The sequence below is a fragment of the Rhabdaerophilum sp. SD176 genome (assembly GCF_030143245.1).
In the GTDB taxonomy this organism is placed as follows: Bacteria; Pseudomonadota; Alphaproteobacteria; order Rhizobiales; family Beijerinckiaceae; genus Rhabdaerophilum.
In genome coordinates this window covers 84,934-107,671 of the sequence record NZ_JARJNS010000009.1, presented here as the reverse complement: position 1 = coordinate 107,671, position 22,738 = coordinate 84,934, and the positions used below count along the sequence as shown (strand labels likewise).

Annotated in this window: 22 protein-coding genes and 2 pseudogenes; 7 read left to right on the top strand and 17 right to left on the bottom strand. The window is 60.0% G+C overall.

Features of this window, described 5'->3' with window-relative positions:
- The 3 genes and pseudogenes from P0652_RS17750 to P0652_RS17740 form a co-directional block, all read right to left on the bottom strand.
- Nucleotides 1-278 (bottom strand): annotated as a pseudogene (locus P0652_RS17750) (MFS transporter); the annotation flags it as partial.
- Between the two features lie 5 nt (nt 279-283).
- Nucleotides 284-553 carry a metal-sensing transcriptional repressor gene (locus tag P0652_RS17745; RefSeq protein ID WP_284180223.1) on the bottom strand — a complete coding sequence of 90 codons (270 nt, stop codon included), beginning with the start codon at nt 551-553 and terminating at the stop codon, nt 284-286.
- 73 nt (nt 554-626) lie between these two features.
- Nucleotides 627-902 carry a hypothetical protein gene (locus tag P0652_RS17740; RefSeq protein ID WP_284180222.1) on the bottom strand — a complete coding sequence of 92 codons (276 nt, stop codon included), beginning with the start codon at nt 900-902 and terminating at the stop codon, nt 627-629.
- A 218-nt stretch (nt 903-1,120) separates the two neighbouring features.
- On the opposite strand from P0652_RS17740, the gene P0652_RS17735 reads away from it, so the two are divergent.
- Both P0652_RS17735 and P0652_RS17730 read left to right on the top strand, forming a co-directional pair.
- Nucleotides 1,121-1,852 carry a HupE/UreJ family protein gene (locus P0652_RS17735; RefSeq protein ID WP_284180221.1) on the top strand — a complete coding sequence of 244 codons (732 nt, stop codon included), beginning with the start codon at nt 1,121-1,123 and terminating at the stop codon, nt 1,850-1,852.
- An 11-nt stretch (nt 1,853-1,863) separates the two neighbouring features.
- A complete protein-coding gene (locus tag P0652_RS17730; RefSeq protein ID WP_284180220.1) occupies nt 1,864-2,508 on the top strand; it encodes a transmembrane anchor protein in 645 nt (214 codons plus the stop codon).
- A 224-nt stretch (nt 2,509-2,732) separates the two neighbouring features.
- On the opposite strand, the gene P0652_RS17725 is transcribed toward P0652_RS17730, so the two are convergent.
- Nucleotides 2,733-3,716: a LysR substrate-binding domain-containing protein gene (locus P0652_RS17725; RefSeq protein WP_284180219.1), complete on the bottom strand. Its 984-nt coding sequence runs from the start codon at nt 3,714-3,716 to the stop codon at nt 2,733-2,735.
- Between the two features lie 10 nt (nt 3,717-3,726).
- On the opposite strand from P0652_RS17725, the gene P0652_RS17720 reads away from it, so the two are divergent.
- From P0652_RS17720 to P0652_RS17700, 5 genes are all read left to right on the top strand, one after another.
- Nucleotides 3,727-4,932 carry a trans-sulfuration enzyme family protein gene (locus tag P0652_RS17720; protein WP_284180218.1) on the top strand — a complete coding sequence of 402 codons (1,206 nt, stop codon included), beginning with the start codon at nt 3,727-3,729 and terminating at the stop codon, nt 4,930-4,932.
- A 30-nt stretch (nt 4,933-4,962) separates the two neighbouring features.
- Nucleotides 4,963-5,994: a transporter substrate-binding domain-containing protein gene (locus P0652_RS17715; RefSeq protein WP_284180217.1), complete on the top strand. Its 1,032-nt coding sequence runs from the start codon at nt 4,963-4,965 to the stop codon at nt 5,992-5,994.
- A gap of 77 nt (nt 5,995-6,071) precedes the next feature.
- Entirely contained in the window at nt 6,072-7,211 is a 1,140-nt protein-coding gene (locus P0652_RS17710) for an amino acid ABC transporter permease (protein ID WP_284180216.1), read from the top strand.
- 2 nt (nt 7,212-7,213) lie between these two features.
- Nucleotides 7,214-8,314: an amino acid ABC transporter permease gene (locus P0652_RS17705; protein WP_284180215.1), complete on the top strand. Its 1,101-nt coding sequence runs from the start codon at nt 7,214-7,216 to the stop codon at nt 8,312-8,314.
- 38 nt (nt 8,315-8,352) lie between these two features.
- On the top strand, nt 8,353-9,108 hold the full coding sequence (locus P0652_RS17700; RefSeq protein ID WP_502947550.1) for an amino acid ABC transporter ATP-binding protein: 756 nt from the start codon (nt 8,353-8,355) through the stop codon (nt 9,106-9,108).
- Nucleotides 9,109-9,173: 65 nt separating this feature from the next.
- Here P0652_RS17700 and P0652_RS17695 read toward each other — a convergent pair.
- The 13 genes and pseudogenes from P0652_RS17695 to P0652_RS17635 form a co-directional block, all read right to left on the bottom strand.
- Nucleotides 9,174-9,772 (bottom strand): annotated as a pseudogene (locus P0652_RS17695) (cation efflux transmembrane domain-containing protein).
- Nucleotides 9,773-10,106: 334 nt separating this feature from the next.
- Nucleotides 10,107-11,570 carry a type IV secretory system conjugative DNA transfer family protein gene (locus tag P0652_RS17690; protein ID WP_284180213.1) on the bottom strand — a complete coding sequence of 488 codons (1,464 nt, stop codon included), beginning with the start codon at nt 11,568-11,570 and terminating at the stop codon, nt 10,107-10,109.
- A gap of 201 nt (nt 11,571-11,771) precedes the next feature.
- Nucleotides 11,772-12,821, bottom strand: a complete 1,050-nt coding sequence (gene virB11, locus P0652_RS17685) for a P-type DNA transfer ATPase VirB11 (protein ID WP_284180212.1) — start codon at nt 12,819-12,821, stop codon at nt 11,772-11,774.
- Between the two features lie 59 nt (nt 12,822-12,880).
- On the bottom strand, nt 12,881-14,251 hold the full coding sequence (gene virB10 / locus P0652_RS17680; protein WP_284180211.1) for a type IV secretion system protein VirB10: 1,371 nt from the start codon (nt 14,249-14,251) through the stop codon (nt 12,881-12,883).
- Nucleotides 14,251-15,075: a P-type conjugative transfer protein VirB9 gene (gene virB9 / locus P0652_RS17675; RefSeq protein ID WP_284180210.1), complete on the bottom strand. Its 825-nt coding sequence runs from the start codon at nt 15,073-15,075 to the stop codon at nt 14,251-14,253. The genes virB10 and virB9 overlap by 1 nt, the downstream gene beginning before the upstream one ends.
- On the bottom strand, nt 15,072-15,845 hold the full coding sequence (locus P0652_RS17670; RefSeq protein ID WP_284180209.1) for a VirB8 family type IV secretion system protein: 774 nt from the start codon (nt 15,843-15,845) through the stop codon (nt 15,072-15,074). Before P0652_RS17670 ends, virB9 begins: the two co-directional genes overlap by 4 nt.
- Nucleotides 15,846-15,902: 57 nt before the next feature.
- Nucleotides 15,903-16,985: a TrbL/VirB6 family protein gene (locus P0652_RS17665; RefSeq protein ID WP_284180208.1), complete on the bottom strand. Its 1,083-nt coding sequence runs from the start codon at nt 16,983-16,985 to the stop codon at nt 15,903-15,905.
- A 216-nt stretch (nt 16,986-17,201) separates the two neighbouring features.
- Nucleotides 17,202-17,957 (bottom strand): type IV secretion system protein, encoded by a 756-nt coding sequence (locus P0652_RS17660; protein WP_284180207.1) that lies wholly within the window; start codon nt 17,955-17,957, stop codon nt 17,202-17,204.
- Nucleotides 17,958-17,967: 10 nt separating this feature from the next.
- Complete coding sequence (locus P0652_RS17655) at nt 17,968-18,876, bottom strand: hypothetical protein (protein ID WP_284180206.1); 909 nt, start codon at nt 18,874-18,876, stop codon at nt 17,968-17,970.
- Nucleotides 18,873-21,302: a VirB4 family type IV secretion/conjugal transfer ATPase gene (locus tag P0652_RS17650; RefSeq protein ID WP_284180205.1), complete on the bottom strand. Its 2,430-nt coding sequence runs from the start codon at nt 21,300-21,302 to the stop codon at nt 18,873-18,875. Before P0652_RS17650 ends, P0652_RS17655 begins: the two co-directional genes overlap by 4 nt.
- 7 nt (nt 21,303-21,309) lie before the next feature.
- On the bottom strand, nt 21,310-21,606 hold the full coding sequence (locus P0652_RS17645) for a VirB3 family type IV secretion system protein (protein WP_284180203.1): 297 nt from the start codon (nt 21,604-21,606) through the stop codon (nt 21,310-21,312).
- The gene (locus P0652_RS17640) at nt 21,603-21,911 is read right to left on the bottom strand and encodes a TrbC/VirB2 family type IV secretion system protein (protein WP_284180202.1); all 309 of its coding nucleotides are present in this window, start codon (nt 21,909-21,911) and stop codon (nt 21,603-21,605) included. Before P0652_RS17640 ends, P0652_RS17645 begins: the two co-directional genes overlap by 4 nt.
- Before the next feature lie 6 nt (nt 21,912-21,917).
- Nucleotides 21,918-22,640: a hypothetical protein gene (locus P0652_RS17635; RefSeq protein WP_284180201.1), complete on the bottom strand. Its 723-nt coding sequence runs from the start codon at nt 22,638-22,640 to the stop codon at nt 21,918-21,920.
- Nucleotides 22,641-22,738: the final 98 nt, after the last annotated feature.

The window sequence follows — 22,738 nt, the reverse complement described above, 5'->3', positions numbered from 1 at the left end:
GGCAGGAACACCGCGACCCCGGCCCGCACGAGATCAAGCGCCACGAGCATTGCCCGCCGCGGCACGCGCTCCGCGAAGGCCATCGCGACCGGCGCCACGCCGACATAGGCAACCATCTTGATCGCCAAGGCGGTGCCCAGAACCGCGCCGGCATTCTCTCCCGCCAGCGAGAAAGCAAGCAAGCCCAAAGCCACCGTGGCAAGGCCGGTCCCGATCAGCGCCACAACTTGCGCGAGGAACAGGTGCCGGTAGGTGCGGTTCGCGAGCACGCCAAGCATGGGGCTCACAGATATTTGGTGATGGCTTTGAACTCGTCGATCACATGGCGCTGGTCACGCGAGATCGCGCCGGCAACATCCTCGAGGCAATGGTCGAGGTGATCGCGGATCAGGGTCTTCTTCGCTTCCGCTACGGCCTTCTCGACCGCGTGCAACTGCTGGGCGAGATCAAGACAAGGCCGTCCGGCGTCGATCATCCCGATGATCGCATGGAGATGCCCCTCGGCGCGCTTCAGCCGCTTGATGATCTCGGGATGGGAGGAATGGACAGACATGCCCTTGCCTTTCAAAACAATGGATGGCGTGTTTTGTGTCCTATCCCCCCTGATAGGATACATCAATCAAATTTTAACCGCATTCGTGGTTTGAACACTTTTCATCGCCTTGCCCGATGTCGGGCACCGAACCAGTTATCGCTGCATGCACGCCCTTCGAGCCATCCTGTTCGGGTTGTTGACGCTGGCCCTGCTGCTGGCGCCACCTTTGCGTGCTGAATTCCATTTTCATGGGAAGCCGGACGCCGGGATGACCGACTTGGCCAGCCTGCCAGTCGGAGATCACGAGAATGGCCAAGCAGATCACGGCCATTCGCATGATGATGATGAGCCAGAGCATAGCGGCCACAAGCCACACAATCCTGGCGATCACAGTCACGAGACCGCTATGGCGGCCCGGTTGAACCACCCGATAATTTGCCCGCTGCCAAAAAGCATTGTCACTCTCGAGACGATGGAGGGGCCCCTTGGCACGCAATCGCCGCTGGAAAGGCCGCCCCGCCATACCTGATGAACCGGCACGGTTGATTCTGTGGCCTCATATTTCCCTTCATCAGGAGTTTTTCCATGCAAGAGACTGCCCCGAGGGCAGCCATCCGGCTTGGCCGGAATGCTGTCCTCACGTTCGCGCTCATCACGCTGAGCCTCTTCGCCTTGCCCGGCCATGCCCTCGCGCATGCCGTCGCGGAAGGCGATAAGGGCTATATCCAGGAGATTACTGGCATCAACTTCATCCCGTTCATGTATCTCGGGGCGAAACACATGATGACCGGCTATGATCACCTGCTATTCCTGGCCGGTGTGATCTTCTTCCTCTACCGGCTCAACCACATCGCGATCTATGTGACCCTGTTCGCGATCGGCCACTCGACCACGATGATCCTCGGCGTCTATTACAACATCGCGATCAGCGCCTTCATCATCGATACCATCATCGGCTTCTCAGTGGTCTATAAAGCGCTGGACAATATGGGCGCCTACCGGCGCTGGTTCGGGTTCCAGCCGAACACTAAGGCGGCGACCTTCATCTTCGGCCTGTTCCATGGCTTTGGCCTCGCGGCCAAGGTGCAGGAATACCAGATCGCTCAGGATGGCCTGCTCACCAACCTCATCGCCTTCAACCTCGGCGTCGAGCTCGGGCAATTGCTGGCGCTCGGCGCGATCCTGATCGCCATGAGCTACTGGCGCCGTTCCGATGGCTTCTGGCGCCACGCCTACACCGCCAATGTCGCGATGATGTCTGCCGGCTTCATCCTGATGGGCATGCATATCGCCGGCTACGTCAAATCACTCGCTTGAGGACCTGACCCATGTACAATTCTGACATTCCCAGCCGCGCCGAACTGCCGAGCACGGCCCAGCTCATCAAATCGACGATCATCGCTTTTGTCGTTGCGATCGTCCTGCTCTTCACGGTCGTGTTGCCGGCCGAACATGCGATCGACCCCACCGGGATCGGGCGCATGCTGAAGCTGACCGAAATGGGCGAGATCAAGAAGCAGCTCGCGGCAGAAGCCGAAGCTGACCGGATCAAGGATCAGCAGTCCCAGCCGGAGAAAAAGTCGAGCCTCGGCACAACGATCGCCAGCTGGATCATCGGGTCAGCACAGGCGCAGGAGCTCAAGATCGCTCAAGCGGCTGCACGCTCCGAAGAGCTGACGATCTCGCTCAAGCCCGGCGAAGGGGCTGAATACAAGATGACCATGAAGAAGGGGGCCAAGGTGAACTATGGCTGGGAAGTGACCGGCGGCAAGGTCAACTATGATATGCACGGCACGCCCTGGAGCAAGATCGAGACGAGCTACAAGAAGGATCGCGGCGTGGCCGGCGATACCGGTGTGCTCGAAGCGAAGTTTGACGGCACCCATGGCTGGTTCTGGCGCAATCGTGACAAGGAAACAGTCACGATCAAGCTGAAGGTCAATGGCGACTACACCGACCTCAAGAAGATGTAAGCCAAGTTATCTAGACGGGCGGCCCATAGTGCCGCCCGCATAGCTATCGGATGCGCTCAAAGTGAGTTCGATGGCTATACGTTCGGATGTTACACAAAGGACGCGTGGCTGTTGTTCCACAACGATGCGCTTCCCGGTAGAGGACGCTGGCTGCCATTTGCCTACGAACTGGCGGTCAAACCTGAAGCTTTGCATCGAGAATTGAGCAGGCGTCGTCGCAGTTCTCAAGCCGGTTGAAATGAAAGTGCGTTTCGAGCCTGATACAGTTCTGCCATGAATTCGTTCAGTAAAACGGAACTTGTGCTGTCAGCAGGGCGTAGAACTAACGTTCGGAAATAGATGGCTGGCTTAAAAATGCGTACAGCTAGCCCCCTCACCATATCGTCAGCGACGGTCATGGGATTGCAAAGACCTACACCGATGCCTTGCGCGGCAAGAATTGCTATCGATAGCGAATAAGGGGTCTCAATCAGGATCTGAGGGGTGATCCCCGCCTCGTTGAAGGCTTCATTCATCGCACGGCGAACGGTATCGTCTGGCGCGAGCGTTAGAAGCGGTACACCAGCAAGATCTTCCGGTGTGATCTCGGGAAGCTGGGATAGCGGATGCGATTGAGGCATGACGCAGACTGCTCGGGGAGTCGTGAACACTGTGTGTAGAACACCGGAGGTATCGACCTCGTCCGCGGCAAGGCCGATATCTGCCTGTCCCGACGCGACAAGGTCTCGGACGATGTTGGACGTTCTGACCTGGTAACTCACACGAACACCCGGGTGCTTCTTGATGAAAGCCGCGATAGCCCGCGGGACCACTCCATGACCGAGAGCCGAAAGGCTTGCGATGCTGAGAGTACCCTGGCCAACTTCTCTGATCTGGGCGGCGCGCAGTTTCAGGCGATCGAGCCCTGCCAGACTTGCTCTCACTTCCTGGTGAAACAGTTGCCCTTCACGGGTTGGCACTAAGCGTCCCCTTACCCGATCGAACAGCCTGAAGCCGACATCACTCTCCAGTGAGGCAAGGGCACGGCTGACTGCAGGCTGGGAAATTCCGAGAATCTCGGCTGCATTGCTCGCGCCACCCGCTTTCATGATTGCTCGAAAGACATCGATGTCACGTAGGTTCAAGATCGACTCATAACTAAAATGGATTGATATCTCATTTTTGAGCCATAGCATGATATGATGCTTCGACATAGCGTTGTCGCCCATGAAAAAGTTTATGAGCGACACAAATCATATCCGACAGCCTGAGCGCAGCACGGCGCCCTTTCGTTCGTTGAGCGTGGCAATCGAGCGGGCGTCGACCGTGGTGTTCGATGACCTCGACTCTTTCGAGCAGCGAGGGGCTAATCTGTACGATGGTTTCAGCTACGGCTTGTACGGGACGCCAACCAGCCGGGTTCTGGAAGACCATATTGCTGAGCTGGAAGGAGGGACGCGTGCACTCCTGACGCCTTCAGGGCTCTCCGCCATCGTTGTTGCCACAATGGCCTGTGCGGTTGCGGGAGATAGGGTGCTCCTGCCGGATTCTGTGTATGGCCCAGCGAAAGATATGGCTCTCGGCATTCTCGCGCCGCTCGGTGTCGAGGTGTGTATCTATAACCCGTTAGTAGGAGGCGGCATCGGCGAAATTCTGACTGACCAGACAAGGCTCGTTTGGGTCGAGTCGCCCGGCTCGCTATCGTTCGAGGCTCAGGACGTCCCCGCGATTGTCCGTGCCGCACATGCGCGCGGCATTCGTGTTGCTGCCGATAATACTTGGGCATCACATCTCTTTTTCCGCCCACTGGAACACGGCGTCGACATCTCGATGCAGGCCCTCTCGAAACACGCAAGTGGGCACGGAGATCTGCTTTTGGGGTCGGTCGCAGTTCGAGATGTGGAACTGTTCCGGCGCTTGAAGGATGTCGCACGACTAATGGGATATGGGGTTTCACCCGATGATTGCGCCCTGTGCGAGCGTGGGCTGAAAACGATGCCCGTCCGCATGCGCCACTCTGCGATGACGGCGGCAACGTTGATCGAATGGCTGAAAGCGCAACCCTCTGTTGCTCAGATTCTGCATCCTGCTCAACCCGGGCATCCAGGGCATGATATCTGGAAGCGTGACTTTTCTGGAGCACCTGGCGTTTTTGGCATCGTGTTCAAGCATTTCCCACGTGATTTCCAAGCTGCTGCTTTGGCCCAGCTGAAAGTCTTTCGGATCGGCGCAAGCTGGGGGGGCGTGCAAAGCCTTGTGGCCCCAAGCGTTCCCAGGAAGGGCAGGTCTTTCTCTAACGGGATCGTTGATGGTCCTTATTGGCGGATGTCGATTGGTTTGGAAGACTGTTCCGACCTTATCAACGATCTTTCACTCGCCTTATCTGTATTCGATCAGGTCAACGGCAGTCCCGCTGCAAACGCATTCGGCGGTTCCGCAGAATAACACAAACCATCATTGAAGGGAGAACATCGAATGAAAATCAAATCTTTTAGAGGGTTTGGAATCAGTGCGATTGTAGTATTGACGATCGCCATGCCTGTGGGCGCGTCGGCCCAATCTATTCTTGATAAAATCAAGCAGCGCGGCTATGTAAGCTGCGGTGCCAGCCAAGGGGTGCCCGGCCTGTCGCGCCCGGACGAGCGTGGCGCCTGGACGGGCTTCGACGTCGAGACTTGCCGCGCCGTCGCTGTCGCGGTCTTTGCCGATAAGGAAAAGGCGCGATTTGTCCCGTTGAACGCTGCCCAACGTCTGCCGGCTCTACAGACCGGAGAAATCGACGTGCTGTCGCGGACCACCACCTGGACCTTCTCACGCGATCTGGCGGTGCGCTTCGTCGCGACCAACCTCTTCGACAGCGACGCTGCAATGGTCCGCAAGGCCTTTAAGGCGGAGACATTCAATGATCTCAACACCGCAACTGTTTGCCTGCAAGGCGGTGGTAGCCTACTCGAAAAAGCACTTGATGAGGCTGTCGAAGTCTTCAAGATCAAGGTAAATCGAGTTTACTTTGACTCAACCGTGCAAGCGCGAGATGCATACTTCTCCGGTCGCTGTGATGCATACATGACAGACGGGCTCGCTGCGGTCGGGCAACGTTCCAATGCACGTGACCCCGATCAGCATCAGATAATTTCGAGCGGGCTCACGCTTGAGGGCTTGGGCGTCGCCATTCCCCGCGGCGACGACCGGTGGTTCGACATCGTGCGCTATGCGGTGAACGTCCTGATCTGGGCGGAAGAGAAGGGGATCACCTCGAAGAACGTCGATGAGATCGCCAGGACGACAGGCAGCGCGGAGGTCAAAAAGGTTCTTGGCCTGGAGCCGGGCTGGAGCCGCAATCTCGGCCTCGACGACAAGTGGGCCTACAACATCATCAAGCAGATCGGGAACTACGCAGAAGTCTGGGACCGCAACCTCGGCAAGGACAGCCCGCTGAAGGCCGAGCGCGGGCGCAACCGCCTCTTTAAGGACGGCGGACTGCATTTTCCCATCCCGATGAACTGACGCCATCCATAAGAAGCGTGCGTCCCTCCAGCCCGAGGGATGCATCACTGCACCGCCCTACGAAAGGTTGAGCGACGATGCTGACCTATGCCCGCCACCGCGCGATCGTCCTGCAGGGAGCCCTGATCGCGGCGGTCAGCGTCGGAGCCTATGTGCTCGTCACCGGGACCGCGGCCAACCTCTCAGCGCGCGGCATCCCGCTCGGCTTCGGCTTCCTCTTCGCGCCCGCCAACTTTTCGATCTCCGAGACGTTGCTGCCGTTCAAGCCGCAGGATCCGAACTGGTGGGCCATCGTCGTTGGCATTGCCAACACGCTGTTTGTGTCGGCTGTCGTGATCTCGGCGTCGTCGATCCTGGGACTGCTCGTCGGAATCGGGCGGCTTAGCGGCAACCCGCTGGTCGCCGGCGCGACGCGCGTCTGGGTGGAGATCGCCCGAAACACGCCCGTCCTCATCCTGCTGATCTTCGTCTATGCGCTGTGGTGGAAGATCTTGCCGACAGCGAGCGAGGCGGCGAACCCCCTGCCTGGCGTCTATTTGTCGATGCGCGGCCTGGCGTTGCCCCTGGTCGATATCGCATGGCCGCCCGCGCTGGTGATGACGCTCATCACTTGCGCGGCAGCCGTCTGGGCGGCGCGCGGCCTCGCCGTGCGACGGCAGGAGGCGAGCGGTCACCGACCGGCCTATGTCACCGTGGCGGTCGCAGCGTCCATCGCGACGCTCGCCGCTACTGCCGTCCTTTCAGGGGTCTCCGCCACCGTCGAGTGGCCGAGGCTCGGCAGGACCAATGTCATTGGAGGACTCCAGCTGACGCCGGAGCTGACCACGATCCTCGTTGGTCTGACGATTTACACCACCGGCTTCATCGCGGAGATCGTCAGGGGCGGCATCCTCGCGATCGGCAAAGGGCAATGGGAGGCGGCGCGATCGCTGGGCCTGACGCAAGGCAGGATCCTCAGGCTCGTGGTCGTGCCGCAGACCTTACGCGTCGTCCTGCCGCCGCTGACCAGCCAGTACGTCAACGTCGTCAAAAACTCCACGCTCGCCATCGCCGTGGGGTATCAGGATTTCATGACGATCGTCGGTACGATCATCAACAAGACAAGCCATGCCGTCGAAGGCATCGCCATCATCCTTGGCATCTTCCTGATCCTCAATCTCCTACTGTCGGGCGCGCTTAACTGGGTGAACCGCCGCATGGCGATCGTGGAGCGCTAGCCATGACTGACGCCGCTAGCATTGCCAGCAGCCGAAAAGCGGGCGCCGTTGAGGTTGAGCGGCCGCCTGTTCGTCCGCCCGGCATCATCTCGAGGATGTTCGGAACTCCGCTGAACGCGGCGCTCAGCGCCGTGTTCCTCGGTGGCCTGCTCTGGATATTGCCTGGTCTTCTCCGTTGGCTTGTCTTCGATGCCGCGTTCCTTCCGGCCGAGCCACGCACCTGTCAGGCAGCGGCGGGCGCATGCTGGAGTTTCGTGTTTGCGAAGTCCAGCCAGATCCTGTTCGGCATCTATCCCCCGGACGAGCGCTGGCGGCCAGGGCTCGCCTGCGTCCTGATCCTCGTACTGCTGGGCTGGTCGGTGCGGCCGACGAGCTGGAACGGACGGCTGTTTCTTCTGTGGGCCGCGACTCTCGTTCTGGTGATCTGGATAATGGCCGGCGGCTACGGCTTGCCGTTTGTACCGACATCCTCCTGGGGCGGCCTTCCGGTGACGCTGATCCTCACTGTGGTCGCTATCGGCATCGCCTTCCCACTGTCGATTCTGCTGGCGCTCGGCCGGCGCTCGGAGATGCCGGTGGTGAGCGTGATGTGCGTGCTGTTCATCGAAACGGTTCGCGGTCTGCCGCTCCTGTCGATCCTCTTCGTCGCATCGATCATGCTACCACTTTTCGTCCCCGAGGCCTTGCTGCCGGACAAGTTCGTCCGCGCGCTCATCGCGCTAACATTGTTCGCCTCGGCCTACCTCGCCGAGGTCATCCGCGGCGGTCTGCAAGCGGTACCCCGCGGCCAGTACGAGGGGGCGAAGGCCTTGGGCCTAGGCTACTGGCGCATGCAGAGGCTAGTGATCCTGCCGCAGGCGATTCGCATCGTCATCCCCGCGCTCGCCAACACGATCATCGTGATGATCAAAAACACCAGCCTCGTGCTCGTTGTCGGGTTGTTTGACCTTATCAGCTCAGGCAAAGCGGCATTGGCCGACCCAGCCTGGCCCTCGCCGTCAGCCGAGACCTATCTCTTCATCGGAGCGATCTACTTTACTCTAGCCTTTTCGTTCGCTCGCTTTGCAGACTTCTTAGAGCGGCGCAACAAAACCGGACATTGACGGCCGGTCAGGAGTTCAGTCCCATGTCACTCGCCACTATGAAGCCCACCCCGCTCAACACCGACACGGCCGTGAAGCTCACGGATGTGCACAAATGGTATGGCGAGTTTCATGTCCTGAAGGATGTGAACCTCACGGTTGCCAAGGGCGAACGCCTTGTCATTTGCGGGCCCTCGGGCTCCGGCAAATCGACGATGATCCGCTGCATCAACCGGCTGGAAGAGCACCAGAAGGGCCACATCGTGGTCGATGGTGTGGAACTCACCAACGACGTCAAGAAGATCGACGAAGTCCGCCGCGAAGTCGGCATGGTGTTCCAGCACTTCAACCTCTTCCCGCATCTCACCATCCTCGAGAACTGCACGCTCGCGCCGATCTGGGTGAAGAAGATGCCGAAGAAGGAAGCGGGAGAGGTGGCCATGCACTACCTCACCCGCGTGAAGATCCCCGAGCAGGCGCACAAGTATCCGGGCCAGCTCTCGGGCGGCCAGCAGCAGCGCGTGGCGATTGCCCGCTCGCTCTGCATGAGCCCGAAAATCATGCTGTTCGACGAGCCGACTTCGGCGCTCGACCCGGAAATGGTGAAGGAAGTTCTCGACACCATGGTGGCCCTCGCGGAAGAGGGCATGACCATGCTCTGCGTGACCCACGAAATGAGCTTCGCGCGCCAGGTGGCAAACCGCGTGATCTTCATGGATCAGGGCCACATAGTGGAGATCAACACGCCGGACGCCTTCTTCAAGAACCCCCAGCACGAGCGCACAAAGCTCTTCCTCAGCCAGATCCTGCATTGAGGCACGAGGCGAGGCCCACGCCGATGATTGGATAAGACAACCATTCATTTCGGTTTTTGGTCTTATCAAGCAACGATTTCGTCTTCACCACGAGCGGCGTCCCAGATCTCGCGCGCCGCATCGGCATCCATCGCTGCAATGGCTATTCCGACAATCAGATCCGGCCAAAATGAACGCCAAAAATATGCTGTGACAAGGCCCGCAGCAACAATAGCCAGATTAGCAAAAGCATCATTGCGGGCAGAGAGAAACGCGGCCTTGGTAAGGCTGCCACCCTGGCCGCGACAGCGCGATAACATAATGGCACACGTCAGATTGACCGCCAGGGCTCCAAGACCTGCCAGGGTGAGCGGCAGAGGGGGTGGCGCTGATGACACCCAGAACTTGTCCCAGGCCGTCCAAAGTGTGGCCAGAGCCGGAACTAACAAATGACAGCTAGCAGCATGCCAATGCGGGCGCCGCCTCTGGCCGACAATCCCAGCGTGAGGGCGATCAGTATGTTGACCGAGGCATCTTCGAGAAAATCAATGCTATCGGCGAACAGCGAAACGGATCCGATAGCGAGGGCAACCGTGAACTCAACCCCGAAATAAGCGAGGTTGAGGCCTGCCACCCAAATGACCACCAATTGTAGGGCGTTGTCCGGTTGTTTCAGTCCCACCATTGCCAGCTCCCGATTTGCGAGTCTGCGGGTCACGGCTAACCGTAGAATATGCCGACATCAAACCATGTTGGAAAGATGCCGCCATTGTTGCCCCCCAAATGGACGCGTATTCGTGGCGCCGGATAGCGGCAATCGGCCAAAGTGCGTTGTTTGGAATCATTGACGAAAATGATTAATGGCATGGGCATCGTGCCGAAACGACATTCGGATCTTCATAGAAATTCATCTTTGCTCGTCGGCGCTTGTTACGATGTTGCTGTTCGGCTGCGGGCTACATAATCGAGTCCCGAGCACTCAGATCTGCGAGAAAGTCTGCCTACCGGGCCGCTCCGATTCAAACGGATGTTCTGGTCGCCTTTATCACCTCGATCGCCCTTGTCCCGCTTATCAAAAGCAGCGATTTATCTCGCGACATTTTCATCAACGCCTCTGGTCTCCTCAGTGGCACACCGATTTTCGTCACCGAGATCCGTGCTGATTGCGTGATCCCGGTGCCGACGATCTTTGTGCGGTTGTCGGTTGTATAGTTCCCAAGCGCTTCCGAGACGTATTGCGCGGTGGCATTATCGTTGATCGCAACAAACAGCTTCGCAGCACACCCAGCGATCAGTGTCTCTCGCGTCGCTTTCCCATAGATCTCATCGAGCTGCGAGAGGTTCTGCAGGATGATCGCCATCCGGAACCCATACCCGGCTGAGACCGCGATTTTTGAAGCCAGTGACGTCATCCGTCCCAGGGCAAAGAACTCATCGAGCATGAGGAGCACTTGATGGGGCTCGTCCTTACCCGGAAGGTTGCGCATCAGGACATCGTGGATCTGCTGGAACAGGATGCGGATCAGAGGGCGATAGCTCTCGAGATCCGCGAGGGGTGTGCCGATGAAGATCGTCATCCGCGAGCGCCGGAGTTCCCGGATGTCGAAATCACTCGCCGATGTTGCCTCCGCGATCAGCTCGGATGACCAGGGCGCAAAGGCGTTGGCGACGTTGAACAGCACCGATCCGCGTGTGCGCTCGGGGATCGCGATGAACTGGTTGAAGTCATCGACGACCCATTGTGGAAGATGCTGCCGCTCGGTCGCGACCAATACCTTGAGGACGTCAGCAATATCGTTGCCGGTCGATATGACGGTGACGGCGGTGCGGATTGTGCGGCTTTGCTCATGAAGAGGGCTGGTTAAGACGTAACCGAGAAGCGCTGCGACGAGTTTTCTGGCGGCGAGTGACCATTCGTTCTCGTTCTGAACGGCAGTCAGGAACCCCGCGATGTTCTGGCAATCGGTCGCCATCTCCGGGCCGGGCCGCACGAAGTCGAGCGGGTTGTAGCGATGGCTCTTTATCGAACCCGGCGCAAAGACGAAGATCTCATTGCCCTGACTGCGGCGTGCTTCGGCGAAAGCACCGTGGTTTTCCATCTTGATGTCGAGGATCACCATGGACCCTGACCAGGCATGGCCATTGGGGATCACGAAGGAGATTCCCTTGCCCGAGCGTGTCGGGCCGACCACGAGGATATGGCCGGGATCGTTGGACCGGAGAATGTGACCGCCAAGCTTCCCGAGGATCAGACCTTTCTTGCCGAGAAGCCGCGCTTTTCTTGCATCGCTGATCGTTCCGAAGCGCGCATCGCCATGAAGGGTTGAAGGGCGGCTCAAGAGGAAGAGTACGGCAATCCCGCCTGCAAAAAGCACAAGAACGCCGAACGCGAGCCCGGCATTCTCGAGGATGCGTTGGCGGTATTTCGGGTCCTGTCCGTAGGTCAGGGCATGCCAATACGCCAGCGGAAACCCGTGGCGCATCGAAATCGGCGGGGTGTTGGCAAAATCCCATTTCGGGTTTTCGGTCGAGACCCGAACCAGCAGCTCCCATTTCTTCGCGCGATCGACATGCCCCGAGCGCAGACCGGTGATCGCCGCATAGGGAATGACCCAGGCCAGGGCGACCGAGACGACGATGAACACACCAATGAACAGAGAGCCGGCGAGACGAGCCATAATCGATCAGGCTCTCGGGGATCGCGGTCTGGCTCTCTTTGCCGATCCTTTTGTTGTCGCGCCCCTGCCCTTCTCCTTGTGACTGTTCTCCTGGCGCCATTCCGCCATCTTCGAAAAGTAGATCTCGGCCGTGCCGCGCCATCCGCCGATTTTCTTTTGCTGTATGACGATGGGGAGGACAGCCCGGATATAGGCGATGATCTCATCCTTCCTCAGGCCAAGGCCGGATTGCATGACCATGAGGGCGAGCTGCTCGAAGGCACCGGCGGGGCTATCGGCGTGAACCGTGGTGATCGATCCGGGATGCCCCGTGTTGATCGCGCGGAGGAAGGAATAGGCTTCGGCGCCCCGGATCTCGCCGAGGAAGATTCGGTCAGGTCTAAGACGGAGCGAAGCCTGCAGGAGGCTATCGACCGTGACACGCGCCTGACCCTGATCACCTTTGGAGGCGACAAGCGGCAGGTAGTTCGGCTGGTGGGGTTTCAACTCCCGTGTATCCTCGATCGATAGGATACGCTCCTCGACGGGAACCTCCTTCAGGACGGCATTGAGGAATGTCGTTTTGCCCGAGGACGTGCCACCCGAGACGAGCATCGAGATCCGGTTTTGTGCTGCGAGACGAATGAAAGTCTCGATCTCGTTCGCCTCAAGAAGTGTGCAGAGCTCACGGTCGAGGTCAGTGAGTTCCCCTGCCCCGCTTGCTTTGACGCGATCAAAGGAACCCATGCGCCGGTAATCTTCGAGGCGCATCTCCTTGATAACCTGTTTTCGGATTGCGAAGGCGCCACCTTCCGTTGTCGCTGGTGGCAGGACCCCCTGAAACCGCTCTCCTGATGGAAGGGCGGCCGAGAGGAGTGGGTGTTCTTCATTGATCGATTGCCCCGTATGTCCCGCAACGCGCTCCGCGAAATGGCGGAGGGCCCCGACTGTCAGGGCGGGCAGCTCATGCCGGACCATCGCGGGGGCGCCAATCACCTCAACCCAGATTTCACCCGGGCGATTGGCGCAGATCTCGACCACGTTAGGATTGTCGAGCCAGGGCCTGAGCGGTTGCATAGCGGTCTCGACAAAAACCGTCTCATGCAAAGCTCCTGTTTTAGCGAGCGGGCGGAGGCTCATTTGACGATCCGGCCGCTTGGCATAGACGCTGGCGCTGGTGTTGCAGGAATAGGCCCGCGCTTCATCTCTGCCTTGATCTCGGAGAGCGCTTCGCGGACCGGGTCCGGATAGAACAGCGAAAAATCGAGATCGCGCCGGACGAAGACCGTGATGGGTGTGCCCTGGTTGATATGGATCGTCGGCGGAATGTTGATCGAATTTTTCAGGGCCTCATTCGCGAGATTGGTCAGGGTTTGCGAGACCTGCTGCGCGCCGATCTGGCGCGCATTGCCGAGCATGCCGTCGGGCTGAATGGTTGTCGTCGAGGTCTGCCCCGTAACAGGATCGGTTACGGTGATCGTGCGGCCCTGCTGGCTTTGGCTCGATTGACCGAGACCGGCAATGAACTGGGAGACACCGCCGACGAGGCTGAGGAGCACGGCTGAGCCGTAGCGCTCGTAATAATGATTATCGACATATCCAGAGCTGCCGGCGCGCCCGAGACTATCGGTCCCGAATGATGCCAACTGGACCGATACGCCGTCGCTCAGAAGAAGCCGGGTCCAGACGATGAAGACACGGGTCTGCCCCTGTGCGATGCCGGATTTGTATTCTCCGATGAGACGCGAGCCTGCGGGGATCAGTATGCGCCGACCATCGAAGGACCAGACATTCTCTGACGTCACCGCACGGACCATGCCCGGAAGATCTGACTGGATCGCGGTTTCGAGAATGCCGCGGATGAACGTGCCTTGCGCGATCAGGGCATCGATGCGGTTGTTCTTCGTGGCGGTCGATACCTCAACGCCGGCACTTCCCGCGCTCGCGAGGAACCGGCGGTTGGGATCGTCTTCGCGCTCAGCGGGACCTCGGGCTGCGTTGGCATTGTCTCCCCCTGCCCTGCCGGGCATTGAGGCATCGGCATTATCCGCGACGACCTGTGGCGCGCGAAGGCGTTCCCATTTCCGGCGCTCCTCCTCTTCACGCCTGAGGCGTTCGAGTTCAGCCAATCGCCGTGCCTCGCCGTCATCGGGTGGTGCGAACGGAGGCGCCAGGCTTGCAACCGGGGGTGCGATCGGGGGCGGCGGTGGAGGGGGTGGGGCAGGTTCCGGCGGAGGCAGGGTGAAGCGTCCGGTATCGACCTGCGCCCGAGGCGCTTCGAGGTTCGGCGCCGGGAATTGTGTCGTCCGGAACTCCTCGCGGTCCGCGTTCGTTGTCGGCCCCTTCGCTCCATAAAGGCTCTGGTAGATCATAAAGGCGGCAAGCCCCACTGCGCCGAGCGGGACGCCGACCTTGAGGAACGCTCCAAAGGTCGTGGCGCCTCGCGCGACGGATGTCGCTGCCGCGTGATCGAGTTCGAGATTGCGGTAGTCCTGAGGGCTCGGCATCAGCGCGCCTCCGGGGTTGCATTGGCATCAAAGCCGATGCGCTGAAGGGCGGGAGAGGCAACGGGCTGGTTGTCTGGGTCGAGACGGAGATTGAAGAGGCAGGTAACCTCGTCCCCGTGCCGAAGGGTCCATTGGAAATTGACCTTGTCGATGACGAGGAAATTCCCCTCTCGCCGGAAATTGACGAGGCTTTCGTTCCTGTCCTTATCGACGAGGAAGATCGCCGGTGTCTCGGTTTCGGGACGGAACTCAATCCAGGTCTTCACGCCATCATCGAAGGTGAGAACCGGCTTGATCCTGGTTGAGCCCTTGAAGCCATACTCGGTATTGCCATTGGCCCGGTTGAAATCGCGCATGTTCGGCATCGCCGCCCGCTCTTTCGCCTTGGCGAGGAGGCGTTGATCGAGATCATCCTCGGGATAGCGAAAGCGGATCTTGAAGATCTGGCGTTTCGGGTCGCGGAAGGCCGAGCGCAGGATGAAGGAATAGAGCCGCTTGTTCGTGACAACATTCAGATTCGAATGCGCGTCCTTATCGACCGGCTTGATGAAGATGATGTTCCCGCGCCGATTGGGCTCGACCTTCCAGGCGATGGAGTCGCCCAATGCAAGCGTCTCGATTTTCTCATCCTCGCCAAGGATGATCATGGTCGAGACGCCGTAGCTGGCATCGACGCCGACCACATTGTCCTTGTGGTAGACGACATCGCGGACGCGCGGATCGAGCTGCCCGGCGCGCGGTGAGGATTCGGCATGCGACAGGGTGGGAACCGCTAGCATCATCGCAGCGGCAACAGCAGCGCGGGTCATCGTTGCGGGTGTCATGGCTTGGCTCCCGGAACGGATCCCGGCGACGGCACTGTTTCCTGATCGCGACGATATTCTGTGACCTGAAACCCGAGGGGGTTTTCGAAGCGGTACTCATTGCGGATCGGGGTCGAGGTGTAGCGAAAGCGCACAAGCGATACCCAATGACGGGTCACGATGTTGGTCTGGCTTTTTTCTTCCGTCGAGAAGCGCACAAGGGCTGTGCGGCTATTCGGGAAGGTCACGGATTTAATGGTGACGGCGACGACCGTATTGAGGCCAAGAGCCTTGATCGGGTTTTTCGGGTTGGCTGGCGAATAGATCTCCGTCAGTTCACGCGCGGCGTCGCCGGTCGCAAGCAGCTGCGCGATCTCAAAATTCTCCTTCAGCGCCTTGGGATCGTAGGTCTCGCGCATCCGGATGTAGCGGACGACATTGAAGGTCGTCACCGCTTCATCCTGATTGAGAACGCCCTCGGCTATTGGGCGTTTGACCTCGACGAAGCCCGTCGCCTTGTCGACGACCACCATATAGGGCTCGTAAGATTTGAGCGGCACGAGCAACACGAGCGCGAGAAGCGCTAGGCCCGCGAGGATCGTCATGACGCTCGCGATGATCCAGGCGATGGCCCGGCTATTCCGGTTGCGCCGCGCGATATCATGTTCCCAGGTCCGGGCTTCGTCATAGTAGCGGGACGGTGACAGAGGTGGCGGCGACTCGTGTCGCTGTGCTGGTGGCGACTCGTTGCTTTGAGCTGGCGGCGCCTGAACCGCATTGGGGATGGTCATATCAAGATCTCTGAAAATTCGTTCGGGGAGTGAAGGCGCGTTGGCTTGCTTGCGCCGTCAAATCGGTTGCCTCAGCTGGTTTGCGAGGCGGTTCTGATCCGGGTTTTCACGGGCTCGTCCCGGCGGAGCGGGTATCCCGGTTTCGCGGTAGCCTGCGACGGCATTCTGCATCCGCGCCATGCGCCGTGCCGCGATCCGTTCATTGATCGAGAGCATTGGCGTGAACGGGATGCGGGCATTGCCTGCGGCGTTGAAGAAGCGCCCGAGGCAGGTATAGCCCATGGGAATCCCGCCAGCGATTGAGGCTGCAACGGCGTTGAGCTGGTGGAGAAGCAGAACGCCGATGATCGCTACGAGGATGATCGGGGCAATGTCTGCAAACGTCGTTGTGTAGCTGTTATTCGCCGTGTTGAGACGATCGAAAAACTGATGGGTCAGGCCGACATAAAAGGCGATGAAGGCATAGACCATGACCTGCACGATGAAATACTGCACTAGCGTCGCGAGCCAGCCAGAGAAGAAGCGCGAGGTCACCCCGAAGAGCAGCAGCACGATGAAGATGGGGGCGAGTCCGAGAAGCAGCCACATGAAGACCTTGGATAGAATGATCAGGAAGAGCCCGAACCCGATCAGGATGGCCATGGCGATGAGGAGTATCGCTGCGATCACGTAAGGACCGGGATTGGTGATGCCCGCGTTCTTGACAAAGGCCGCGACTGCATTCCCCGTTGTATCCCAGAGGTTCTGGAGGGCGGTCTGCACGGCATTGACCGAGGTCAGGTTGATCGAGAGCCCGGTATTGTTCATGGACCCGACGGTGTTGAGGAGCGAGTTGCCGATCGCGGCTGGCCCGTCATTCATCGCGGTATAGACCAGGCTCTGGAAACTGCCCCACTCGGTCGCGAGCGTGTAGATCAGGAAGGCTCGGAAGAGCCGGAAGGCGTGGTCGCTTGGCCCCCCGCTCGCTGTTCCCTGCCAGATGCCGATTCCCCAGAAGATGACATAGAGCGTGAGCATGAGGCTGCCGACCGAGACGGGCCCGCCCTCGGTCAGGGATTGCGCGAGCGCGCCATAGGCGTTGGCGACGTAGGTGTTCCCTGCACGGTCCACGTTGTTGAGGAGATCGGTGACGAGCGACATCGGGCGAGCTTTCGGGCGACAGGACCAATCAGAGCGGGCGCAACGGACCGCATTCAGTTCCGTGCGGGATCAGCGCTCCCAGCGTCTCCGGTAGTATCGAGACGATCAGAGCCGAGAGAGGTTGGGCATCCCCCGGTTCGCAGGGCGCCTTGAGGGGCCTGTGTCCACAAGCCCCGAGAAACATCACAACACCGATCGCCAGGGCCAGCCTTCCGATCATCGTGCGGCCCCATCCGGGGTGTTGGTCGCATTGAACGGACGATAGGTCATGGCATTGGCCGCAGCGGAGGCCGCCGCGAGACGGTCGAGATTGGCCTGGTTGGTCGCGGTCACGGCTGTGTTGACGACGCCGGTCAGTTCGTTGACGGTCTGCCCGGTCTGGATCTGCACCTGCGTATTCTGATCGATCGATCCTTTGAGATCCGGAGCCGAGCCGATCTGGTTGCCGCCCTGCATGAAGGCTGAGCTTCTCTGCTGAACCGCCCCTTGCGTTGCCGAGACGAGACCGGTGATGGTCGCCGCGACATTGACCGAGTTCTGGTAGGCTTGATCCGTCGGACGTGACGAACCATTGATGAGGCCCGTGATCGAGCGAACGAGCTGAAGCCCGTTGATGAGGTTCGAGACGATCCCTTGGGCATCCGAACCCATGCCGCCGAAGGCGAGCGTACCGCCGGAGATCACGGAACCGAGGGAGGGCGCGCTGGCCATCGTGAACCCGCCGCCAAGCGCCATTTGGGCCAGCGACCCTTGTGCGACAGAGGAGCGATCGCCGGTGATCGCCTGCAAGGTCCGCTGTGTGTTCGTCAGGATCTCCCGGTCCGTCTCGAGGATCTGCCGCGTGGAGGAGGCGATCTCCTGCGCTTTGGCGAGATTGGCCGCATCATTGACCGGCACTTGCGCCAAAGTAGGCCCAGCGCCAAGGCAAAAAAGGAGGCCAGCAATGACGGTGGAATTGCATGAGTAACGCATGGGAGTTCCTTCAGTTCTGGCCAGCAGCACGCGCATGGCTTGCAGCAAGGGCTTCAAGGAGATCGGCTTCTGTGATCGCCCCGGTATTGGGCTGCCGGGTCGCTGCCACCGGGGTGTCGGGCACCCGTCGCGAAGCGAGTTCGAGATAGGTCAGGACGTTCCCATGGCTGTCGGTGTAGCGCCTGACGATGCAGGCAGGATCAGCCGGCGTGCCGGACGGTGTCGTCGAACATTGGGAGGGGCGGCAAGGATCTGCACTCGTCCCGGAGCCAGTCATCCCGGCCGGACATGTTCGGCCAGGCAAAACAGGTGGTTGTGGTCCGACCAGCACCCTCGCGCCTTGGCTGGTATCACTCTGGTTCGCGAGGTTGAGCGCATTGAGCGCCTGAACGAGAAGGTTCGTCGTGGCGATGGTCTGGTTCCAGCTCATCCCGTTCTGGATGCGGATTGAACTGTTCTGGTCGAAGGCTTCCATGACCGTCTTTGCGGACCCGACCTCACCAGAGCGGGCTTGGTAGGCCCCTTGGGTCGCTTGAACCGTACCTTGCGTGGCTTCGACCCCGGAGATGACCTTGCCGGTTTCTGATCCGAGTTGCTGTTCGCTGAGGGTGCCGCCTGTTGCGCCGGTCAGCGGCGCAGCGGGGGCGCCGGGTGCATAACGCTGGACGGCATTCGACCCCGTGGCGGGATTAGCCGGGCTCTCTGGATTCTGGACATTGCCGCGTCCGCCCTTGGTCACGGCGCAGTTGATCCCCTCGCGTTTTCTCTTGTGGTCGAGCAGGATGGTTTTTAGCTCGGTTTTGTGCCCGCTTTCCTGTGCCCGTCTCTCGAGGATCGCGGCATCGCGGGTGGGAACGGCAGCAAGCGCATGGCTTCCGAGAACAAGTGCCGAGGTCAGGATCAGGAGGAGCCGGGTCATGACGGCACATTCCCGGGCGTGGGTGCCCGGCCCATGAAAATCGGGAGCCAGATCGCGGGGTCTGTTCCGACCGCCTCCATCAGGAGTTCGAGCTCGGCGACGGTTTCCGTCCGTCCCGAGAGGACCTTGATGAGATCGCTCATGCCGGAGAGGTTGAGCTTGGCGATGACGCTGTCCTGACCATGCTTGATTAGGAACGAGCGCTGCTCCGGCACGGAGGTCCGGATCCATTCGACCTCACGCGCCGAGAGCCGGAAAGCCTTCCGGTAGCTCTCGTCATCCGCCTTCGGATTGGGGAAAAAGATATTGGTTGCGGTCTGCTCGATTAGCGTGTTCGCAGATTTCGAACGGACGATATCGGCGGCAGACTGTGTGCCAAAGCCGATGATCCCGTTCTGCTTGCGGATCGTCTTGAGTTTGTCCTTGATAAACCCTGCAAAGACCTCATCGTCGAGAAGCCGCCAGCCCTCATCGAGGAAGATCATGACGGGATCCCCCGTCAGGAGCTCATTCGTCCGGTGGAAAATGTACATCAGCGCTGATGTGCGGATGACTGGGTCATCCAGCACGCGGGTCATGTCGAAGCCGAACATGGATGTGAGGGAAAACTTGTCCGTCTCGTTGTTGAAGAGCCAGCCGCGCTGATCCTGTCGCAGCCAGGTCTCGAGGCGCCCGAGAAGATCGCCCTCCCCCGCGCGAATGCGGCCCCGAAGGAGCGTGGCAAAGGCAGGAAGTGTCTTGCCTTCGATAGGTCCCGTGAGCACCGCGGCGATCGCGTTGCGAATGACCTGCTCTTCGGATGCGGACATCAGCCGATCGTCGACCGGTTTCAGCATGTAGGCGAAGAGCTGGAACAGGAACTCGCGGTTTTCGCCATTATCCGGCAGTGCGAGCGGGTTGAAGCCCGTGGGTTCTCCGGGTGAGAGTGCCTCATATTGCCCGCCCATAGCACGTATGAAGATTTCAGCACCACGATCCTTGTCGACAAAGAGGAGCTTGGGGCGCGGGACAATCCGCTGCGCCTGAGCGGAGAGAAACGAGAGAAAGACCGTCTTACCCGAACCTGAGGGACCGACCACGGTGAAGTTCCCAAGGTCGCGAATATGGGCATTGAAATAATAGGCGGTCTGGGAACTCGTCTCGAAGACCGAGAGTGCGGGACCCCAATGGTTCCCCCTGGCTTGTCCCGAGGGGTAATTGTGGAGCGAAGCAAAGCCGGAGAAATTCTTCGAGGAGAGCGTGGCCTTGCGCGCGATATAGGCGAAGTTTCCTGGGAGCTGCGCCCAGAAGGCGGGCTCGCAATTGAGATCCTCGCGCACCCAGATGACGGAGCGATCGGTGAGTGCCGCGCCAAGCGCGGTGATCGCGGCATAGACCTCGTTGAGATTGCGCCCGAGCGGCATCACCGAGAAATGGTGTTCGCCATAGATCGCTTCTGACGCGAGAAGTTCGTCCCTTGCGATCGCGAGATGGTCTGCGACGACGGATTCCGCTTCATCCGACATATCGACCTGGCGCGTCACGCGGTCGATTTGCTTGGCAGCTTCCGGCCGATCGATAATCGCAAAGCTCTGGGTCAGGATAAACTCGTGCGGGACCTTCAGAAGGAGGTCGAGGGATCCCGGACCGGAAAAAGCGGGGTATTCCCGGATCGAGAGCATCGCGCCAAAGCGGGTCTCGGCATCGGAAGCCCCTCGGATTTCGACGGCGTTGCGACCAAAGAAAATGCGCTTTTGGGAGAGCGCTTCATCGAGCGGCATGCGGGGCAAGGGCATGGGACGCGGCACACCGCCATTGACCAGCTGGAGCAAGAACTCGAGCGGCTCGGAATGCCAGATGCCGTCACGGGCTTCGACCGAAAGGCTTCTTGCGCCATAGGCCCCCAGGGTTTCCCGAATGGCTGTTGTGACATCGCTGAGTTCAGAGAGAGCTTCCGCTTCATCCGCAGAATGGCCGCCAGCGGTCTTCTTGCCGAGAATGGCTGCAAGGAGGCCTTCGAAATTGCCGGCCTGTCCCTGGAGAGGGCGGCGGAGAATCGTGAGGTAGATGTCGTTGACGAACATCCGGCGTTTCCCGAGCGCCTGATGGTAGCGACGGTCGAGCTCGGCACAGAAAGCGTTGTCAAAGGTCGAGGGTATGCCGGGTTCGACCTCGCGGCGGATGATGTGCTGGTAAAGCGCGAAACGGGAATTCCCGAGCATGCGCACGAGATCGTTGCGCGCCATCATGCGCGCGTTGATCTCGCTCATATCAGCTGTTTCGAAACAGTAGCCCTCGAGCTTGAGGGTCGTCAGGAGGAGGCCCGTCTTGGTTCTGATGGTGCGATCATCGACATGACGGGCATAGGGGATATGGATCCCGAGCGGGCGCTCGCGACTGGCAGCCGTCCCAAAGGTCATTTCCGTTAGAAGTGCCCGCGCAACCATCCCTGCCTCACACGGAATAGCTGTCCGCACCCCAGAAGGCGCGAGAGCGGGGTGGGCATTTCGTGGAGCGGACGAAGAGGATTTCGAAAATGCGCTCGTCGCGAAGGGTCATGACGAACCCGAAGAGATGCAGCGGGATCGCAACGAGCAGCATGGCCAAGTTGTGGCTCGCCAGAAAAATGACGGCGGTCGCAACACCGTTCATCATGAAATACATGTAGGGCACGCCCATCAGCGTCGGCGCGCGCGTCAGTGCCCGCACGAGCGGAACGATCAGGGGCTTTTCGAGATCGTTCTCGGTCATCGGCCGACAGCCGATTGGAAGAACTGGACGATTTGTGCGGAGCCGAAGACCAGCACGATCCCAAAGATGACTGAGCCGGCAATGCCCCATGTCAATCGGCCAGTGAAGGCAAGGAAGCCGCAGGCGATGACCGCGAGAATGGCAAGCGAGGTGGCGATCGGTCCCGTCAGCGCCTGAACAAGGGTCTGCAGCGTCGATTGTACCGGCTGGAGCGTGCCTTGTGCGAAGGCCTCCCCAGCGAAAAAGAGGATTGCGGCGGCGATCCCGGCAAAGCGGGCGGCGGAACGTGGATACGCTGATGTCATGATCACTTACTCGAGGTTAAACACAAAGCCCGAGACCCAGCGGGGGTCGGGGTTTCCGGCTTGAGGTGTGCGATTGGCCGCTGTTTGCGGCGCGGCCACAGCTGGTGGAGCTCCTGCTCTTCTGGCGCTCTGGGACCGACTGGCTGCCGGGAGTTCGCCCGGAGGCGTCGCGAGTTCATTCAAGGCGGTCACAACGAATCGCAGGGTCTCGGCACGTTCAGGAAGACCACCACTCGCTAGGAACGCTTCCTCTCCCTCGCGATAGGCCGTGAGGTGGTGAACCGGCGCCGGGTAGAGCTGGCGCATGCGTGCGAGATGCGCGACAGCCTTGCGAATGGCGCCTTCCTGATCGGCGCAGGATCCCTCCGCAGACCCCTGTTTGAGCATCGCAGCGCCTGTTGCGGATGTATCAGGACCCACAAGGCCTTCTGCGCGGATCACGGCGACAACCAGATCTTGCGACAGCCCGATCCGCTCTGCCTCCGCCTCCGCGATCTTACGGATTTCGGCCGGCCGCATGCGACTCGCCGTGCTGCATTCCCTACCTGGATGCACCGCGTCGACATTCACAGCGGCCAAGGGAACAACACGCCCATGCGCGTCGAGAATGGCGTTTGGCTGCGGCGCGGGCGCCTCGCGAAGCGACACGCGCGTCGGCGGCAGTCGCGCCTCGACCTTTGCCGACATGTGGGCAGGCGATCCGGCAGGATTTTGCGCGTTCTGCGCCATCACAGCTCCTGATCCGGCGACAAGAAGGGCGAGGCCGGCGCTGACAATTCGAATCATAGGGATCACCGTTCTGGGGTTGCGGTGATCTCTTTCAAGCG

What these genes read in the sequence shown, in the direction of transcription:
- P0652_RS17730 (WP_284180220.1), top strand. Translation starts at nt 1,864, where the DNA reads ATGTACAATTCTGACATTCCCAGCCGCGCCGAACTGCCGAGCACGGCC.
- virB9 (WP_284180210.1), bottom strand. Translation starts at nt 15,075, where the DNA reads ATGACACCCGCAACGATGACCCGCGCTGCTGTTGCCGCTGCGATGATG.
- P0652_RS17690 (WP_284180213.1), bottom strand. Translation starts at nt 11,570, where the DNA reads ATGCGCCACGGGTTTCCGCTGGCGTATTGGCATGCCCTGACCTACGGA.
- P0652_RS17665 (WP_284180208.1), bottom strand. Translation starts at nt 16,985, where the DNA reads ATGTCGCTCGTCACCGATCTCCTCAACAACGTGGACCGTGCAGGGAAC.
- P0652_RS17645 (WP_284180203.1), bottom strand. Translation starts at nt 21,606, where the DNA reads ATGACCGAGAACGATCTCGAAAAGCCCCTGATCGTTCCGCTCGTGCGG.
- P0652_RS17745 (WP_284180223.1), bottom strand. Translation starts at nt 553, where the DNA reads ATGTCTGTCCATTCCTCCCATCCCGAGATCATCAAGCGGCTGAAGCGC.
- P0652_RS17640 (WP_284180202.1), bottom strand. Translation starts at nt 21,911, where the DNA reads ATGACATCAGCGTATCCACGTTCCGCCGCCCGCTTTGCCGGGATCGCC.
- P0652_RS17720 (WP_284180218.1), top strand. Translation starts at nt 3,727, where the DNA reads ATGAGCGACACAAATCATATCCGACAGCCTGAGCGCAGCACGGCGCCC.
- P0652_RS17710 (WP_284180216.1), top strand. Translation starts at nt 6,072, where the DNA reads ATGCTGACCTATGCCCGCCACCGCGCGATCGTCCTGCAGGGAGCCCTG.
- P0652_RS17635 (WP_284180201.1), bottom strand. Translation starts at nt 22,640, where the DNA reads ATGGCGCAGAACGCGCAAAATCCTGCCGGATCGCCTGCCCACATGTCG.
- P0652_RS17735 (WP_284180221.1), top strand. Translation starts at nt 1,121, where the DNA reads ATGCAAGAGACTGCCCCGAGGGCAGCCATCCGGCTTGGCCGGAATGCT.
- P0652_RS17725 (WP_284180219.1), bottom strand. Translation starts at nt 3,716, where the DNA reads ATGGGCGACAACGCTATGTCGAAGCATCATATCATGCTATGGCTCAAA.
- P0652_RS17655 (WP_284180206.1), bottom strand. Translation starts at nt 18,876, where the DNA reads ATGACCCGGCTCCTCCTGATCCTGACCTCGGCACTTGTTCTCGGAAGC.
- virB10 (WP_284180211.1), bottom strand. Translation starts at nt 14,251, where the DNA reads ATGCCGAGCCCTCAGGACTACCGCAATCTCGAACTCGATCACGCGGCA.
- P0652_RS17700 (WP_502947550.1), top strand. Translation starts at nt 8,353, where the DNA reads ATGAAGCCCACCCCGCTCAACACCGACACGGCCGTGAAGCTCACGGAT.
- P0652_RS17715 (WP_284180217.1), top strand. Translation starts at nt 4,963, where the DNA reads ATGAAAATCAAATCTTTTAGAGGGTTTGGAATCAGTGCGATTGTAGTA.
- virB11 (WP_284180212.1), bottom strand. Translation starts at nt 12,821, where the DNA reads ATGCAACCGCTCAGGCCCTGGCTCGACAATCCTAACGTGGTCGAGATC.
- P0652_RS17670 (WP_284180209.1), bottom strand. Translation starts at nt 15,845, where the DNA reads ATGACCATCCCCAATGCGGTTCAGGCGCCGCCAGCTCAAAGCAACGAG.
- P0652_RS17705 (WP_284180215.1), top strand. Translation starts at nt 7,214, where the DNA reads ATGACTGACGCCGCTAGCATTGCCAGCAGCCGAAAAGCGGGCGCCGTT.
- P0652_RS17650 (WP_284180205.1), bottom strand. Translation starts at nt 21,302, where the DNA reads ATGGTTGCGCGGGCACTTCTAACGGAAATGACCTTTGGGACGGCTGCC.
- P0652_RS17660 (WP_284180207.1), bottom strand. Translation starts at nt 17,957, where the DNA reads ATGCGTTACTCATGCAATTCCACCGTCATTGCTGGCCTCCTTTTTTGC.